This is a genomic window from Castellaniella defragrans (assembly GCF_014203015.1).
GTDB classification, from domain to species: Bacteria; Pseudomonadota; Gammaproteobacteria; order Burkholderiales; family Burkholderiaceae_B; genus Castellaniella; species Castellaniella defragrans.
Genome location: NZ_JACHIB010000023.1, coordinates 1 through 13,893 on the forward strand (window position 1 = coordinate 1; position 13,893 = coordinate 13,893).

The window sequence follows — 13,893 nt, forward strand, 5'->3', positions numbered from 1 at the left end:
CGGTCTGGCTTAACCCAGAAAAGCTGCATCAGGAATCACCTGAAACCATAAGACGTGCCGCATGATTTACCGGACATCTTCGTTGACAAACACCGCTCAGGAAACCATGCCTTGAGTAGTTCCTTAGGACATTTCCTGTCAGTATCTGCGACGCACAGGATGGGATATTGGCGAGCAAGGTTCAAATAGCGTGGAAGTGCCTTCCTTAGCTTGGTTACGCCTCCGCAGTCAATAGGGCATTGAGAAATTTCCCATTGCATTACCTCGACCACCAGTCTTTTCCCGATCTCACAACTCAGGGCATCTTCACCAATCACGAAGATGGTGTTCATGAAAAGAGCGCTACATCAAAAATATGTTGGGGCCTGGTCTTTGGCAGCAGAACTTCTGCAGGAGTCAGTCCGCCTTCCATAACTGCAATCTCATCACTGTTAGCTGTGCGTGCGTGGGTGCCGTTGGGGCTGGGTTCTAACAGAATGATGGTGAGAGGGTCATTGACGGCACCGATCAGATTGTCACTGTGGGTGGTGATGATGACTTGTCGAGTTTTCCGTTTTAGCAGTCTGACAACCCGGTCGATCATTAGTGGAATGTGTTCGACAATAGCGTCGTTTAGCGACAGCTCGGGCTCTTCCAGCAATAGTAGTCCGTCACCTTCTTGTAGTGCCCACAGCAGCCCGATGAGACGCAAGGTGCCGTCTGAAAATTGGTCTTCACGTTGCCATGCTCCGTTGCCACGCCAGTGTTTGAATGACGCTTCGAGGTGGGGAGCACCAGTAATCGGGTCTTTCTCGAACCTGAGCACAGAGAACTGGGGGACTGCGACCTGAAGAGCTTCGCCGATTCTCTTCAGGCGGGCGGCTTGTGTCTTTTGTGGTGTGCTGGCAATGCGCTGCAGGAGGCCTTGACCAAAGGGATCATCCTCAATGATGCGGCTGCTGATTTCTTCTCCGAACTTGAGGAGTTGTGGAACGAGGTGCAGATAGGTGGTGGCAGAGAAAAATTCAGCTAGAGCCCGGAATTCGACATTGTTGTTGATCTGCTCAAGGTATGTCTGCGTCAGTCGGGCTGTGTCTTTCAGGTCGTCTGGCGTCGGACGGAGGAGCACTTGCTGACCATTTCGGGATACCCGTTCACGAGTGATCAGTACGCGTTGGGCTCCTTTGCCTTCGGCCTTGAAAGACAGTTCGTATTCCCAGCGGGCGGAGTCCGAGTCTGGTGATTCTGCTACTTCGATCCAGAGGAGAACGGCGGGATTCTGGCGCGCATGCAGACTGCGCAGCTTGCTGAGCCCGCCTCTTTCCTTGATGGCTTTTTGCAGGCCACCGCCTTCGGGTTTCGCGATGGTACGCAGAAACCGGAATACATCGAGCAGGTTGGATTTTCCCGAAGCATTGGCACCGATGATGTAGTTACGGGTGCTGAGATCAAGGTCCAGCCCGCGGAAATTACGCCAGTTGGTCAGCTTTAGATGGGTAATAATCATTGTAGGTAACCTTGATCTCAAATAGCCGCCACTTATGGTACGAGGCTCGTACCGCCTGTGCCTTCATCACACGTCAATATTCCCCGCCTGCAGGGCATGCGTTTCGATGAAGGCGCGGCGCGGCTCGACGTTGTCGCCCATCAGGGTGACGAAGATCTCGTCGGCGGCGATGGCGTCCTCGATCTGCACGCGCAGCAGGCGGCGCACGGTCGGGTCCATGGTGGTTTCCCAGAGCTGTTCCGGGTTCATTTCGCCCAGGCCTTTGTAGCGCTGCTTGCTGATGCCGCGTTCGGCCTCGGCGCGCAGCCATTGCATGACTTCGCGGAAGTCGGAGACGGGCTTTTCCTTGAGCTTGTCGCCCGTGCCGCGGCGCACGACGGCGCCTTCGCCCATCAGGCCCAGGAAGGTCCTGGCGGTGCGGGCCAGGACGGCGTAGTCGCCGCCGCGCACGAAATGGCGGTCGAACACGCTGACGCGCAGGTTGCCGAAGTGCGGGCGGATGACCGCCAGGCGCCAGGCTTCCTCGATCTCGTCGTACTGGGCCTCCACCTGGACGCCGTGGGGATCGGCCGGGTTGCGCAGGGCCTGTTCCAGTGCGGCGGCGCTGGCGCGGGCGGCGGCCTCGTCCACCAGGCTGAGCTGCACGCCCTCGGCCATGGCCGACAGGGCCTCGGCGTCCAGCGTGCGCGCCAGGCGGGCGATGACCGAGTCGGCGGTGACGTACTGGCGGGCCAGGTCCATCAGCGCGTCGCCGGCGATCGGCGTGGCGCCGGCGCGCGGGGTGAGCTCGGTGTCCTTGAGCGCCAGCTGCAGCATGAACTGGGCTTCCTCGGCGTCGTCCTTCAGGTAGCGTTCCTCGCGGCCGACCTTGACCTTGTAGAGCGGCGGCTGGGCGATGTAGACGTAGCCGCGCTCGATCAGCGCCGGCATCTGGCGGTAGAGCAGGGTGAGCAGCAGGGTGCGGATGTGGGCGCCGTCCACGTCCGCGTCGGTCATGATGATGATGCGGTGGTAGCGCAGCTTGTCGATGTTGAAGTCCGGCCCGATGCTGGTGCCCAGGGCGGTGATCAGGGTGGTGATCTGCTCGCTGGACAGCAGCCGGTCGAAGCGCGCCTTTTCGACGTTCAGGACCTTACCGCGCAGCGGCAGGATGGCCTGGAACTTGCGGTCGCGGCCCTGCTTGGCGGAGCCGCCGGCCGAGTCGCCCTCGACGATGTAGAGCTCGCACAGGGCGGGGTCCTTTTCCTGGCAGTCGGCCAGCTTGCCGGGCAGGCCGGCGCCTTCCAGGACGCTCTTGCGGCGCGTCATCTCGCGCGCCTTGCGCGCGGCCTCGCGGGCGCGCGCGGCTTCCACGATCTTGCCGCACAGGGCGCGGGCGTCGTTGGGATTTTCGAGCAGCCAGGTCTCCAGGGTGCGGCTGACGGCTTCTTCCACCGCGGGGCGGACTTCGCTGGAGACGAGCTTGTCCTTGGTCTGGCTGCTGAACTTGGGCTCGGGCACCTTGACGGACAGCACGCAGGCCAGACCTTCGCGCATGTCGTCGCCGGTGGTGTCGACCTTGGCCTTCTTGGCGAGTTCGTTGTCGGTGATGTACTTGTTCAGCACCCGGGTCATGGCGGCGCGCAGGCCGGTCAGGTGGGTGCCGCCGTCGCGCTGCGGGATGTTGTTGGTGAAGCACAGCACGGTCTCGGCGTAGCTGTCGTTCCACTGCATGGCGACTTCGACGCCCACGCGCACGCCGCCGGCCTCGGATTCGGTGGTGACGGCGAAGATGTTGTCGTGCAGGACGGTCTTGGCGCGGTTGATGTACTGGACGAAGCCCTTGACCCCGCCCAGGAAGGCGAGGTTCTCGTCCTGGCCGGTGCGCTCGTCCACCAGGCGGATCTTCACGCCGTTGTTCAGGAAGGACAGCTCGCGCAGGCGCCGCGCCAGGATTTCGTAGGTGTAGTCGATGTTGTTGAAGATCTCGGCGTCGGCCAGGTACTGGACCCGGGTGCCGGTGCGATCCGCCGGGCCGGTGACGGCCAGCGGGGCGACCCGTTCGCCGCGGCGGAATTCCATCTGGTGCTCTTCGCCGTTGCGCCAGATCGTCAGGCGCAGCCATTCGGACAGGGCGTTGACGCAGGACACGCCCACGCCGTGCAGGCCGCCGGAGACCTTGTAGGAGTTCTGGTCGAACTTGCCGCCGGCGTGCAGTTCGGTCATGACGATCTCGGCCGCGCTGCGGTGATGCTCGTCGTCTTTATGGATGGCGGTGGGGATGCCGCGGCCGTTGTCCGTGACCGAGATGCTGTTGTCGGCGTGGATGGTGACGACGATGTCGTCGCAGTAGCCCGCCAGCGCCTCGTCGATGGCGTTGTCCACGACCTCGAAGACCATGTGGTGCAGGCCGGTGCCGTCGGAGGTGTCGCCGATGTACATGCCCGGCCGCTTGCGCACGGCTTCCAGGCCCTTGAGCATCTTGATCGAATCGGCGCCGTAGCCGGCGGCCGCGGTGTTCTGGGAGGTGAGGTCTGACATGAAAATCCTGTGGTTGAGTCCGTCGGCGGAGCGGGCGCCCGAGGGGCGCTCAGATGCGCATCGGCATGACGACGTACTTGAATTCCTCGTCGTTGGGCAGCGTGATCAGCACGGAGGCGTTGGCGTCGGGCTGGACGGACCAGCGCACGGTGTCGGTCTTGATGTTGGCCAGCACGTCGAGCAGGTAGCTGACGTTGAAGGCGACGTCGAGCGGTTCCTGGGCGTAGTCGACTTCCAGTTCTTCGCGGGCTTCTTCCTGCTCGGCGTTGGACGAGGACAGGCGCAGCAGGTTGTCGCCCAGCTGCAGGCGCACGCCCTTGAGCTTGTCGGTGGTGAGGATGGCGGTGCGCTGCAGGGCCGCCTGGAGGACGTCGCGCGCCACGTCGAAGTGCCGGCTGTAGCCGGCGGGGATGACGCGGCGGTAATCGGGGAACTTGCCCTCGACCAGCTTGGAGACGACTTCGATGTCGTCGAAGCGGAAGCGGATCTGGCCGGCCGTGACGTCGATCTGCACGGCGGCCTGCTCGTCGTCGGACAGCAGGCGCTGCATTTCGTGGATGGTCTTGCGCGGGATGATCACGTCCAGCGTGGCGGCCTGGCCTTCGACGGCGACGCCGCCATGGGCCAGCCGGTGGCCGTCGGTGGCCACGGCGCGCACGCGGCCGGGTTCGAGCACCAGCAGCAGGCCGTTCAGGTAGTAGCGGATGTCCTGCTGGGCCATGGCGAAGTGCACCTGGTTGAACAGGTTCTTCAGGGCCTTCTGCGGCATGGAGAAGGACGCCGGCCATTGCTCGGACTGGGTGACCGTGGGGTAGTCGGCCGCGTCCAGCGTCTGCAGGGCGAAGCGGCTGCGGCCGGCCTGGACGGTGAGTTTGGCCTCGTCCAGGGACAGCCGGACGTCGCCCGACTCGGGCAGGGCGCGCAGGATGTCGAGCAGCTTGCGGGCGGCCACGGTGGTGGCCAGGGTCTCGTCGCCCACGCCGAAGCCCGCGCGCGTGGTGATCTGGACTTCCAGGTCGTTGGCCAGGAACTCGAGCTGGCTGCCCTGCTTGCGGATCAGCACGTTGGCCAGGATCGGCAGCGTGTTGCGGCGTTCGACGATCCCCACCACCATCGTCAAGGGTTTGAGCACGGCATCGCGGGTCGCTTGAATGAGTTGCATCTTCTTGTCATCCTTTGAGAGTTTGCTCGAGTACGTGGAGTGCGTGGTTCAGCTCGGTCTGCTTGGCGCGCAGGTCGGTGATCTTGCGCACCGCGTGCAGCACGGTGGTGTGGTCGCGTCCGCCGAACAGGTCGCCGATTTCCGGCAGGCTCTTCTGGGTGAGCTCCTTGGCCAGGTACATGGCGATCTGACGGGGCAGGGCGATGTTTGCGGGCCGACGCTTGGAATACATGTCGGCGACCTTGATTTTATAGAAATCGGCCACCGTCTTCTGGATGTTCTCCACCGTGATCTGGCTGTTGGAGACCGACAGCAGGTCCTTCAGGGCTTCCTTGCAGACTTCGACGGTCAGCACGTCGCGGCCGTGGAAATTGGCGTAGGCGGAGACCTTGCGCAGGGCGCCTTCGAGCTCGCGCACGTTGCTGCGCAGGTGCTTGGCGATGAAGAAGGCGACTTCCTCGGGCATGACGATGCGTTCGGCCTGGGCCTTGCGCAGCAGGATGGCGACGCGCATTTCCAGCTCGGGCGGCTCGATCGCCACGGTCAGGCCCCAGTCGAAGCGCGAGATCAGGCGGTTGTCGATGTTCGACAGTTCCTTGGGGTAGGTGTCCGAGGTGATGATGATCTGCTTGCGCTGGGCCACCATGGCCTCGAAGGCATAGAAGAATTCTTCCTGGGTGCGGTTCTTGCCGGCGAAGAACTGGATGTCGTCGATCAGCAGCAGGTCCAGCGAGTGGTAGTAGCGCTTGAAGTCGTCGAAGGCGCGGCGGTGGTAGGCCTTGACCACGTCGGAGATGTACTGGTCGGCGTGGACGTAGCGCACCCGCGTGCTGGCGCCGCTGGCCAGCAGGGCGTTGCCGATGGCGTGGATCAGGTGGGTCTTGCCCAGGCCGACGCCGCCATACAGGAAGAGCGGGTTGTAGGACACGCCGGGGTTCTCGGCGACCTGCATGGCCGCCGCGCGGGCCAGCTGGTTGGCCTTGCCGATGACGAAGTTATCGAAGGTGAGGTCGCGGTTCAGGCGGGAGTGGTCCTGGATGGATTCCTCGGTGGCGGCCTGGACGGGGGCGGCCTGGGGCGCCGGGCTCACGGCCGGCGCGGCCGCGACGGCGTCCGCGGCCCGCACCGGGGCGGAGGGCGGCGGCGCGGGGCGGGCCGCCGCGGGCGCAGGCCGGCCGGCGGGGACGGACAGCTCGAACTGGACCTGCACCGCCTGGGAATACCAGTCGGACGCCATCGACTCCAGGCGGGTGGAGAAGTTCTTGCGGACCCAGTCGAGCTTGAAGCGGTTGGGCGCGCCGATCCTCAGGATCGCGAGTTCCTCGTCGTAGTCGAGGGGCACCAGGGGGCGGATCCAGGCGTTGATCTGCTGGGGGGGGAGCTCCTGTTCCAGTCTCTGGACGCAGGCCTGCCAGAATTCATTCATAGGGGTCATCTTGCCAAACCTCGATTCTACCCTTTCCCGCCCAAAGTTATCCACAGCCCGACCGTGCCGCGCGGGCCCGGCGGGCGCCTGGATGCGTCCAAGTGATTGACACAAATTCAAAAATTTGATGAAATGATGGGCTTTTCGATGCCGTGGGCAAATTGTGCCTGTCGGCTTTGTCCCGGAGTGATGCCGGGACCTCGTCCCGGGGATTGTCCCGGACCATTTGCCCCGAGCTCTTTTGGATCCACCATGAAACGCACTTTCCAGCCTTCCGTTACCCGTCGCAAGCGCACCCATGGGTTTCGCGTGCGCATGAAGACCCGCGCCGGCCGTGCCGTCCTGAGCGCCCGCCGCGCCAAGGGCCGCAAGCGCCTGGCCGTCTGATTTTCCTTGCGGGGCCGCGCCGCGCCCGGCCAGGCCCCGGAACGATCGCCATGCCACCCGCTTTTCCTCCGGCGGCCCGGCTGCATCGCCCCTCGGAATACGCGGCTGCCCTGAAAGGGCGGCGTATCGCCCGAGGGGCTTTGTTCGTGGTGTCCGGCCCGCGCGGTCCGGCCGAAGGCCCGGCCCGGCTGGGCCTGGTGGTGCCCAAGCGCCACGCCCCCCTGGCGGTGACCCGCAACGCCATCAAGCGGGTCCTGCGCGAGGCCTTCCGCCTGCGCCGGGACGCGCTGCCCGACGGGGACCTGGTGTTCCGCCTGGTGAACCGTCCGCCCGCCGCCAGCCTGAGCGCCCTGAAGCGCCAGGTCCGGGCCGAGGCCGACGCCCTGCTGGCGAGGATCGCGCCATGATGCGCGCGCTGTTCATCGCCCCGATCCGCTTCTACCGGTACTTCCTCAGTCCCTGGGTGGGCCAGCAGTGCCGCTTCACCCCGACGTGCTCGGCCTACGCCATCGAGGCGATCGAGACCCACGGGGTGGCGAAGGGGCTGTGGCTGGGCACGCGGCGCATCGCCCGCTGCCATCCCTGGTGCCAGGGCGGCCACGATCCGGTCCCGCCCGCGCGTCCGGTCCGGCCGGTGCGCGGCACGGACCGCCGGTGAGCCGGTCCGGCGGCCCGCTTCCTGCCGGGCGGGAGGCGGCGCATCGGGCCCGGGCCCGCTTAGGGCCGCAGTCAGGATTGCTACGTTAAACTGATGAGCTTTTGCTCCGAACCCATACGATACGAATACACAGGCGCCAATGGACATTCGACGCACCATCCTCTGGATGATCTTTTCCTTCTCGCTGCTGCTGCTGTGGAACAACTGGCAGGTCTACCAGGGCCAGCCGTCGCTGTTTTCCCTGACGCCGCCCGCCGAGCAGTCCAAGACCGCCAAATCCGGGGACGGCAAGGCCGCCGGCCAGCCAGCCGGCGTACCCACGGCCGCCGCGCCGGCCCAGCCCGGGACGCCCGCGACGGTGCCCGGTTCGGCCGCCGAGCCCCAGGGGCGGAAGGTCCATCTCAAGACCGACGTCTACGACCTGACCTTCGACACCACCGGCGCCCAGCTGGTGCAGGCCCAGTTGCTGCACTACAAGTCGCTGGACGGCGACGGCGGCCCGATGTACCTGCTGAACGACCAGCCGGGCGACACGTACGTCGCCCAGACCGGCGTGGTCGGCGCCCCGCAGGGCAGCGGCTACCCGACCCACCTGACGCCCTTCTCGCTGGTGACGCCGGAGCCCGTCGCCAAGGGCGACAGCGTGGAAATCGCCTTCGAGGCCACCGCCGGCCAGGTGAAGGTGGTCAAGACCTTCATCGTGCCGCGCAACGGCTACGACATCCGCGTGCGCCACGACATCACCAACCTGGGCGACCAGCCGATCGATCCTTCGCTGTACCTGCAGCTCACGCGCGACGGCAACGATCCGCCGAACACTTCGGGCTTCTACAGCACCTTCACCGGCGCGGCGGTGTATTCGTCGGAAGACAAGTTCCAGAAGGTGAAGTTCGACGAGATCGCCAAGGGCAAGGCTAGCTACATTCAGCAGGCCGACAACGGCTGGATCGGCATCGTGCAGCATTACTTCGCCAGCGCCTGGGTGCCGCCCCAGGGCACGGTGCGCACCAACCAGGCGCTGCGCCTGGCGGACAACCTCTACGCCATCCGCACCATCGAGCAGGTCGGCGCCATCGCCCCGGGCGCCCAGCGCTCGGTCGAGGCCAACCTGTGGGTCGGCCCGCAGGACCAGCAGGCGATGAGCGCGGTGGCGCCGGGCCTGGAGCTGGTGGTGGACTACGGCTGGGTGACCATCATCGCCAAGCCCATGTTCAAGTTCATGACCTGGCTGCACTCGCTGCTGGGCAACTGGGGCTGGACCATCGTGGTGCTGACGCTGCTGATCAAGGCCGTGTTCTACCCGCTGTCGGCCGCCAGCTACCGCTCGATGGCGAAGATGAAGCTGGTCGCCCCGCGCATGCAGCACCTGAAGGAAAAGTTCGGCGACGACAAGGCCAAGCTGAACGCCGCCATGATGGAGATGTACCGCACGGAGAAGATCAATCCGCTGGGCGGCTGCCTGCCGATGGTGGTGCAGATCCCCGTGTTCATCGCGCTGTACTGGGTGCTGCTGGGCAGCGTGGAGATGCGCGGCGCGCCCTGGATCCTGTGGGTCCACGACCTGTCGGTGCGCGATCCCTGGTTCATCCTGCCGGCGATCATGATGGCGACGATGTTCCTGCAGATCAAGCTGAACCCGACGCCGCCCGATCCGACCCAGGCCAAGATCATGATGATCATGCCGCTGGTGTTCGGCGGGATGATGTTCATGTTCCCGGCCGGCCTGGTGCTGTACTGGTGCGTGAACAATATCGTGTCCATCATCCAGCAGCGCATCATCATGGTGCGGCTGGACCGGGAAAAGGCGGCTTCGGCATCGAGCTGATGCTAGACTGCGTTTTGCCTTCTGAACGGTGCTCTTCGGGGCACCGTTTTTGTTTTGAAGAGACCGATATCCGCTTCCGGTGATCGCATGAGTGCCTTTTCCACCGACCCCATCATCGCCATCGCCACCGCGCCCGGCCGGGGCGGGATCGGCGTGCTGCGCCTTTCAGGCCCCGACCTGGCGGCTTATGCCCGGCGCCTGTTCGGGCGGGTCCTGCGGCCCCGCCATGCCCATTACCTGCCGTTCAAGGATCGGCACGGCGAGACCATGGACGAAGGGCTGGCGCTGTTCTTCCCCGGCCCGCATTCCTATACCGGCGAGGACGTGCTGGAATTGCAGGGCCACGGCGGCCCCGCCGTGCTGCGGCGGGTGCTGGAGGACTGCCTGGCGCGCGGCGCGGACATCGGCCTGCGTCTGGCGCAGCCGGGCGAGTTCACCCAGCGCGCCTTCCTGAACGACCGCCTGGACCTGGCCCAGGCCGAAGCCGTGGCGGACCTGATCGAGGCCAGCTCCGCCGCCGCGGCGCGCAGCGCCATGGCGTCCCTGTCGGGCGCCTTTTCCGCCGAGATCGACGCCCTGAGCGAGCGCATCGTGCAGCTGCGCATGCTGGTCGAGGCGACCCTGGATTTCCCCGAAGAGGAAATCGACTTCCTGGAAAAATACCAGGCCGCCGAGCGCCTGAGCGGCGTCACCGCCGCGCTGGACGGCGTCCTGCGCACCGCCCGCCAGGGCCTGGTGCTGCGCGAAGGCCTGCACGTGGTGCTGGCGGGCCAGCCCAACGTCGGCAAGTCCAGCCTGCTGAACGCCCTGGCGGGCGAGGACGTCGCCATCGTCACTCCCATCGCCGGCACCACGCGCGACCGCGTGGTGCAGCAGATCCACATCGACGGCATCCCCCTGCACATCGTGGACACCGCCGGCCTGCGCGAGACCGAGGACACGGTCGAGCGCATCGGCATCGAGCGCAGCTGGGCCGAGATCGCCCGCGCCCAGGTGATCCTGCACCTGCAGGACGCCCGCCATCCGGACGATCCGCTGGACGCGGAGATCGTGCGGCGGCTGCCGGCGGGGGTGCCGGTGCTGCGGGTGTGGAACAAGGCGGATCTGCTTGCGCGGGAGACGGGATTCGTGGGTGAGGCGGAACATGGCGTCGTCCCCGCGGGCGGCAATGCCGTGCCTGGCGAATCCGGGCGGCATGCGGGCCGCGAGAAGGGCTCCTCCCCATCGAGTGATGTCGTGGCTGTGGAACGGGGCGATGCCCCGCTGCTGATCTCCGCCCACACCGGCGCGGGCCTGGATGCGCTGCGCGCCCGGCTGCTGGCCATCGCCGGCTGGACGCCGGGGATGGAGTCCCCCTGGCTGGCGCGCGAGCGGCACGTGCGCGCGCTGGAGGCGGCGCGCGAACATCTGCAGGCGGCTGCCGTGCATGCCGCGCACAGCGATCAGGTGCTGGACCTGTTCGCCGAGGAACTGCGCCTGGCGCACGAGGCGCTGTGCGGGATCACGGGGGAATTCACCAGCGATGATCTGCTGGGGGAGATTTTTTCGCGGTTTTGTATTGGGAAGTAGATGGAGGCGGTGCGCCGGATGCCCGCCCCGCCGCGGCCGGCGGCGCTTATTCCTCGATCGTCACTTCCGAGTGCACCACTTCCGGCGCCTTTTCAAAGAACCCGCCGACCAGCCCGCGCCAGGCCTGGAAATCTTCCGACTGGCGGAAATGGACCATGTGGTCGTCCAGCGTTTCCCAGTACACCATCAGCACGTATTGTTCGGGCTTTTCGATGATGTGGTGCAGCTCGACGCGCTTGCAGCCCCGGGCGCGGTGAAAGAGCGGCAGCGCCTTGCGGACGCCGGCCTCGAAGTCGGGCTGGGTGCCGGGTTTCACGGTGATGTGGGCCATTTCGCGGATCATGTCGGGTTCCCGTGGGTGAAGGTTGAGGACGATGCCATGATTATGCACCGTGTCATGCGTCGTGCCGGTCGATGCCCGGGCCGATGCCCGCCTGGGGCGTTTCCGGGCGGGCAGGGCGGGGGGCGCTGGTTCAGGGGGCTTCCAGCCGGCGCATCACCTCGCCGGCGATGGCCAGGCAGGCGGTCAGGCCCGGGGATTCGATGCCGTACAGGTTGACCAGGCCGGGGACGCCGTGCGCGCGGGCGTCCTGGATGACGAAGTCGGCGTCCTGGCCCGCGGGCACGGCCAGCTTGGGACGAATGCCGGCGTAGCCGGGGCGCAGGGCACCGTCGCGCAAGTCGGGCCAGTAGCGGCGGATGGCGGTGTAGAAGCCGTCGGCGCGGGCGGGGTCCACGGTGTAGTCGAGGGCGTCGATCCATTCGACGTCGGGGCCGAAGCGGGCCTGTCCGTCCAGGTCCAGGGTCAGGTGCACGCCCAGGCCGCCGGGTTCGGGGACAGGGTAGATCAGGCGGGAAAACGGTGCCTTGCCCGACAGGGCGTAGTAGTTGCCCTTGGCGTAGCGTCCGGGCGGGATGCTGGCGGACGGCAGGCCGTCGATCGTGGCGGCCACGGCCTGGGCATGCAGGCCGGCGCAGTTGGCGACGTGGCGGGCGATGAGTTCCATGGGCTCGTCGCCGCCGACGCGCAGCAGGATGCCGTCTCTCAGGACCCGGCCGGACAGGACAGGGGATCGCAGGGCCAGCAGGCCGCCTGCGGATTCCAGATCGCCCCGCAGGGCGAGCATCAGGCCGTGGCTGTCGATGATGCCGGTGGACGGCGATTCCAGCGCGGCGACGCAGCGCAGCGCGGGTTCGCGCGTCCGCGCCTGGCCGGCGTCCAGCCAGCGCAGGTCATGCACGCCGTTGGTTTCGGCGGCCGCGCCGATGCGCCGCAGGGCGTCGGTCTGTTCGTCGCGGGTGGCGACGATGAGCTTGCCGCAGCGCCGGTGGGCGATGCCGTGGGACGCGCAGTAGTCGTACAGGGCCTGGCGGCCCTGGACGCAGAGCCGGGCCTTGAGCGAACCGCGCGGGTAGTAGAGGCCGGCATGGATGACTTCGCTGTTGCGCGCGCTGGTGGCGGTGCCGACGGCGGATTCGGCCTCGAGCGCCAGGGTTTCCAGACCGGCCCGCGCGCAGGCGCGCGCCACGGCCAGGCCGACGACGCCGGCGCCGATGACGACGCAGTCGATACGGTCCGTCATGATGGGTTCCTTGCGAGTGTATGGGGGGCAGTGTATCGCCGCTTTGCCGGTGGCACGCCCGGGGTGCACGGCGGTGCGGCGGCCCGGTCCCGGCAGGCGGGTCGGCCGCGTGCGCCCGCTCGCGCAAGCGGCCCGTTCACCGTCTGGAAGACGCGTCGCCTGGATCCGTCTCCAAGAATATCGCTTGCTATTAAATAGCGCGCTATATAAAATGTACCCATGGATCGCACCGACCTCCCCGCCAAGCCGCCCATCAGCCTCACGCTGGATGCCCAGCTCTGCTTTGCGCTGTATTCGGCGCAGCTGGCGATGGGCAAGATCTACCGCAAGCACCTGGCGGGCCTGGGCCTGACCTATCCGCAGTACCTGGTGATGCTGGTGCTGTGGGAAGCCGACGGGCCGACGGTCACGGCGCTGGGAGAACGCCTGTACCTGGACTCGGCCACGCTGACACCTTTGCTCAAGCGGCTGCAGGCCCTGGGCCTGCTGCGCCGCGAGCGCGCGGCCGACGACCAGCGCCAGGTACACGTGATGCTGACACCGGCCGGGCGCGAACTGTGGCGCCGCGCCGGCGCCGTCCCGCAAGGCGTGCTGTGCGCCACGGGTTGCTCACCCGACCACGCCCGGGTGCTGAAGGCCGAGCTGGAGGAATTGCGGGCGCACCTGCTGGCCGCGTCCGCCACCCTCGAAAACCGCGCGGCGCCGGACTAGGGCCTGTCCATCCGGATCAGGCCCAGGCCAGCCCGTTCACGGAACGCCGCCGATCGTGGTGCCGGCGGCGTCCCTGGAATCGCACCACAAGGAGTCCAAGCATGACAGTCGAAAACGTTCTCTACACCGCCCACGCCACCGCCACCGGTGGCCGCGAAGGCAGCGCCAAGTCGTCCGACGGCCGCCTGGCGATCAAGCTGTCCACGCCGAAGGAACTGGGCGGAGCCGGCGGCGACGGCACCAACCCCGAGCAACTGTTCGCCGCGGGCTATTCGGCGTGCTTCCTGGGCGCGCTGAAGCTGGTCGCCGGCAAGGACGGCGTGAAGCTGCCCGACGCGACCGAGGTGTCCGGTTCCGTGGGCATCGGCCCCATTCCCACCGGCTTCGGCATCGCCGTGGAACTGAAGATCTCCGCCCCCGGCGTGGATCGCGCCACGCTCGAAGGCCTGGTGCAGAAGGCGCACGTGGTGTGCCCCTACTCCAACGCCACGCGCAACAACGTGGATGTGAAGCTGACGGTGCAGTAAGCCCGCGGGCGCATGGGCGCCGCGGCGCTCATGCCGTCT

General features: G+C 66.5%; 13 protein-coding genes. 7 read left to right on the forward strand and 6 right to left on the reverse strand.

What is annotated here, in order from left to right:
• Positions 1 to 328: 328 nt before the first annotated feature.
• From HNR28_RS16675 to dnaA, 4 genes are all read right to left on the reverse strand, one after another.
• Complete coding sequence (locus tag HNR28_RS16675; RefSeq protein ID WP_151025462.1) at positions 329 to 1,486, reverse strand: AAA family ATPase; 1,158 nt, start codon at positions 1,484 to 1,486, stop codon at positions 329 to 331.
• 66 nt (positions 1,487 to 1,552) lie between these two features.
• Positions 1,553 to 4,006, reverse strand: a complete 2,454-nt coding sequence (gene gyrB, locus HNR28_RS16680; protein ID WP_043679128.1) for a DNA topoisomerase (ATP-hydrolyzing) subunit B — start codon at positions 4,004 to 4,006, stop codon at positions 1,553 to 1,555.
• Between the two features lie 49 nt (positions 4,007 to 4,055).
• Entirely contained in the window at positions 4,056 to 5,168 is a 1,113-nt protein-coding gene (gene dnaN / locus HNR28_RS16685) for a DNA polymerase III subunit beta (RefSeq protein ID WP_043679131.1), read from the reverse strand.
• Between the two features lie 7 nt (positions 5,169 to 5,175).
• On the reverse strand, positions 5,176 to 6,594 hold the full coding sequence (gene dnaA, locus HNR28_RS16690) for a chromosomal replication initiator protein DnaA (RefSeq protein WP_043679134.1): 1,419 nt from the start codon (positions 6,592 to 6,594) through the stop codon (positions 5,176 to 5,178).
• A gap of 252 nt (positions 6,595 to 6,846) precedes the next feature.
• Here dnaA and rpmH point away from each other — a divergent pair, with 252 nt between their 5' ends.
• The 5 genes from rpmH to mnmE all read left to right on the forward strand — a co-directional run bounded on the left by rpmH (position 6,847) and on the right by mnmE (position 11,033).
• Positions 6,847 to 6,981, forward strand: a complete 135-nt coding sequence (rpmH, locus tag HNR28_RS16695) for a 50S ribosomal protein L34 (protein WP_043679136.1) — start codon at positions 6,847 to 6,849, stop codon at positions 6,979 to 6,981.
• A gap of 50 nt (positions 6,982 to 7,031) precedes the next feature.
• Positions 7,032 to 7,388: a ribonuclease P protein component gene (locus tag HNR28_RS16700; RefSeq protein ID WP_043679139.1), complete on the forward strand. Its 357-nt coding sequence runs from the start codon at positions 7,032 to 7,034 to the stop codon at positions 7,386 to 7,388.
• A complete protein-coding gene (gene yidD / locus HNR28_RS16705) occupies positions 7,385 to 7,639 on the forward strand; it encodes a membrane protein insertion efficiency factor YidD (protein ID WP_043679142.1) in 255 nt (84 codons plus the stop codon). Before HNR28_RS16700 ends, yidD begins: the two co-directional genes overlap by 4 nt.
• 139 nt (positions 7,640 to 7,778) lie before the next feature.
• Entirely contained in the window at positions 7,779 to 9,464 is a 1,686-nt protein-coding gene (yidC, locus tag HNR28_RS16710; protein ID WP_043679144.1) for a membrane protein insertase YidC, read from the forward strand.
• A gap of 87 nt (positions 9,465 to 9,551) precedes the next feature.
• Positions 9,552 to 11,033, forward strand: coding sequence for a tRNA uridine-5-carboxymethylaminomethyl(34) synthesis GTPase MnmE (mnmE, locus tag HNR28_RS16715; protein WP_043679146.1), 1,482 nt, complete (start codon positions 9,552 to 9,554; stop codon positions 11,031 to 11,033).
• 46 nt (positions 11,034 to 11,079) lie between these two features.
• Here mnmE and HNR28_RS16720 read toward each other — a convergent pair whose 3' ends face one another.
• Together HNR28_RS16720 and HNR28_RS16725 are read right to left on the reverse strand one after the other, a co-directional pair.
• A complete protein-coding gene (locus tag HNR28_RS16720) occupies positions 11,080 to 11,376 on the reverse strand; it encodes an antibiotic biosynthesis monooxygenase family protein (protein ID WP_043679167.1) in 297 nt (98 codons plus the stop codon).
• Between the two features lie 130 nt (positions 11,377 to 11,506).
• On the reverse strand, positions 11,507 to 12,616 hold the full coding sequence (locus HNR28_RS16725; RefSeq protein ID WP_151024140.1) for an NAD(P)/FAD-dependent oxidoreductase: 1,110 nt from the start codon (positions 12,614 to 12,616) through the stop codon (positions 11,507 to 11,509).
• Positions 12,617 to 12,835: 219 nt separating this feature from the next.
• Between HNR28_RS16725 and HNR28_RS16730 the strand changes: the two genes are divergently transcribed.
• Both HNR28_RS16730 and HNR28_RS16735 read left to right on the forward strand, forming a co-directional pair.
• Entirely contained in the window at positions 12,836 to 13,327 is a 492-nt protein-coding gene (locus HNR28_RS16730) for a MarR family winged helix-turn-helix transcriptional regulator (protein WP_043679173.1), read from the forward strand.
• A gap of 101 nt (positions 13,328 to 13,428) precedes the next feature.
• A complete protein-coding gene (locus HNR28_RS16735; protein ID WP_043679176.1) occupies positions 13,429 to 13,854 on the forward strand; it encodes an organic hydroperoxide resistance protein in 426 nt (141 codons plus the stop codon).
• The last annotated feature ends 39 nt before the right edge of the window (positions 13,855 to 13,893 follow it).

Bases quoted from the DNA above. Each gene is read 5' to 3' on its own strand.
- mnmE (WP_043679146.1), top strand. From the start codon at position 9,552: ATGAGTGCCTTTTCCACCGACCCCATCATCGCCATCGCCACCGCGCCC.
- HNR28_RS16700 (WP_043679139.1), top strand. From the start codon at position 7,032: ATGCCACCCGCTTTTCCTCCGGCGGCCCGGCTGCATCGCCCCTCGGAA.
- gyrB (WP_043679128.1), bottom strand. From the start codon at position 4,006: ATGTCAGACCTCACCTCCCAGAACACCGCGGCCGCCGGCTACGGCGCC.
- dnaN (WP_043679131.1), bottom strand. From the start codon at position 5,168: ATGCAACTCATTCAAGCGACCCGCGATGCCGTGCTCAAACCCTTGACG.
- yidD (WP_043679142.1), top strand. From the start codon at position 7,385: ATGATGCGCGCGCTGTTCATCGCCCCGATCCGCTTCTACCGGTACTTC.
- HNR28_RS16730 (WP_043679173.1), top strand. From the start codon at position 12,836: ATGGATCGCACCGACCTCCCCGCCAAGCCGCCCATCAGCCTCACGCTG.
- dnaA (WP_043679134.1), bottom strand. From the start codon at position 6,594: ATGAATGAATTCTGGCAGGCCTGCGTCCAGAGACTGGAACAGGAGCTC.
- HNR28_RS16720 (WP_043679167.1), bottom strand. From the start codon at position 11,376: ATGATCCGCGAAATGGCCCACATCACCGTGAAACCCGGCACCCAGCCC.
- HNR28_RS16675 (WP_151025462.1), bottom strand. From the start codon at position 1,486: ATGATTATTACCCATCTAAAGCTGACCAACTGGCGTAATTTCCGCGGG.
- HNR28_RS16735 (WP_043679176.1), top strand. From the start codon at position 13,429: ATGACAGTCGAAAACGTTCTCTACACCGCCCACGCCACCGCCACCGGT.
- yidC (WP_043679144.1), top strand. From the start codon at position 7,779: ATGGACATTCGACGCACCATCCTCTGGATGATCTTTTCCTTCTCGCTG.
- HNR28_RS16725 (WP_151024140.1), bottom strand. From the start codon at position 12,616: ATGACGGACCGTATCGACTGCGTCGTCATCGGCGCCGGCGTCGTCGGC.
- rpmH (WP_043679136.1), top strand. From the start codon at position 6,847: ATGAAACGCACTTTCCAGCCTTCCGTTACCCGTCGCAAGCGCACCCAT.